The sequence below is a fragment of the Collimonas silvisoli genome (genome assembly GCF_018305005.1).
Lineage (GTDB): Bacteria > Pseudomonadota > Gammaproteobacteria > Burkholderiales > Burkholderiaceae_D > Collimonas > Collimonas silvisoli.
This window is the reverse complement of sequence record NZ_JAGQEG010000229.1, coordinates 1-805: the sequence shown is the minus strand read 5'-3', so window position 1 is coordinate 805 and position 805 is coordinate 1. Positions and strand designations below refer to the sequence as shown.

The 805-nt window shown below is 57.1% G+C and carries 1 protein-coding gene; it reads left to right on the top strand.

What is annotated here, in order from left to right; genetic code table 11:
• Window positions 1-58: 58 nt before the first annotated feature.
• Window positions 59-619 (top strand): c-type cytochrome, encoded by a 561-nt coding sequence (locus tag KHU33_RS26155; protein WP_211468481.1) that lies wholly within the window; start codon window positions 59-61, stop codon window positions 617-619.
• The last annotated feature ends 186 nt before the right edge of the window (window positions 620-805 follow it).

Sequence of the window (805 nt, the reverse complement as noted above, 5' to 3'; positions counted from 1 at the left end):
TCGGACGGTTTTTTGGCGCCTATCCGGCTACGGCTTTGAAAATTGTACTGAGGGAATCATGAGCGACGCACATAACGAAGAACATCAATCCGCGATCAGGACACCGAAGCAACTGATCGTTGCCATTGCAGCGGGCTTTCTGGTCCCCATCATCTGCATCGTGTTGCTGGTGCAATACGTCACCAGCGACAAGAAAGTCGGCGCCGGTTCCGAAGGGCAGACGCCGGAGGCGATTGCTACCCGTATCAAGCCGGTCGCCGATGCCGGTTTCACCTTCAAGGATGCCAACGCACCGAAGCAATTGCTGTCGGGCGAAGAGGTCTTCAAGTCCACTTGCGTAGCCTGCCACGGAGCGGGAATTGCCGGTGCTCCTAAGGTTGGCGATGCCGGCGCCTGGGGGCCGCGTCTGGCCGAGGGCTATGACAAGGTGGTCGGCTATGCCTTGCATGGTTTGCGGACGATGCCGGCCAAGGGCGGTAATCCAGACCTGGACGATACCGAAGTCGCACGCGCCGTGGTCTACATGGCCAATCAATCCGGCGGCAAATTCAAGGAACCGGAAGTGTCGGCTCCCGCTGCTGTCGCAGCGACAGCAGCGTCGGAGCCTGCCGCAAAGTAAGCCAGTGCGGCAAGCCGCAAAAAAGCCAGTCATCGTTTTGACTGGCTTTTTTTTGTCCGGTGACCCGTCCTGAATTAGGTTGACACTTTTTCGATGAAGAGAAGGAGTGTCAAATGGAGCAAGAGATGCGGCGCAGCCAACGTGATTACAGCCTGGCTTTTAAATTGAGCGTTGTCGAGCAGGTAG

Coding starts and splice junctions, on each gene's coding strand:
- KHU33_RS26155 (WP_211468481.1), top strand. CDS start 59: ATGAGCGACGCACATAACGAAGAACATCAATCCGCGATCAGGACACCG.